Raw genomic sequence first — 503 nt, 5'->3', positions numbered from 1 at the left:
GGTCTCGAAAATCTGCGTCGCTTTACACAATGGTTGGTGGCGATTGCCGATCAAGCTGAGCGAGGTAACACAGTAGAAGCTGTTCGTTCCTTGGTTCGTGACATTCATTACGAAGATTGGCTGTACGAAACCTCAGCCAGCCCGAAAGCCGCTGAAATGCGCATGAAGAACGTTTCGGATCTCTACTCTTGGATTGTGGCTGACTTAGAAGGTGACAATTACGACCAAGAAGAGAAAACGCTGAAAGAAGTGGTTCAACGTTTGACCTTGCGTGACATGATGGAACGCGGCGAAGAAGACGAAGACAGCGATGCCGTTCAATTGATGACATTACACGCATCAAAAGGTCTAGAGTTTCCTTACGTTTATTTGATTGGTTCGGAAGAGGGCATATTGCCGCATCAAACCAGTATTGATGAAGATAACGTGGAAGAAGAGCGTCGCCTGATGTACGTAGGCATCACCCGCGCACAGCGAGAGCTGACGTTTACCATGTGTAAAGA

1 protein-coding gene is annotated in these 503 nt (G+C 47.7%); it reads left to right on the top strand.

The window, feature by feature from the left end; genetic code table 11:
- Positions 1-503: 3'-5' exonuclease (locus tag R7Z47_RS27040; protein WP_318131052.1), on the top strand; the 503-nt coding region annotated here is incomplete at both ends.

This window comes from Vibrio sp. 1641 (assembly GCF_033339995.1).
GTDB classification, from domain to species: Bacteria; Pseudomonadota; Gammaproteobacteria; order Enterobacterales; family Vibrionaceae; genus Vibrio; species Vibrio alginolyticus.
This window is presented reverse-complemented; position numbering and strand designations above follow the sequence as displayed.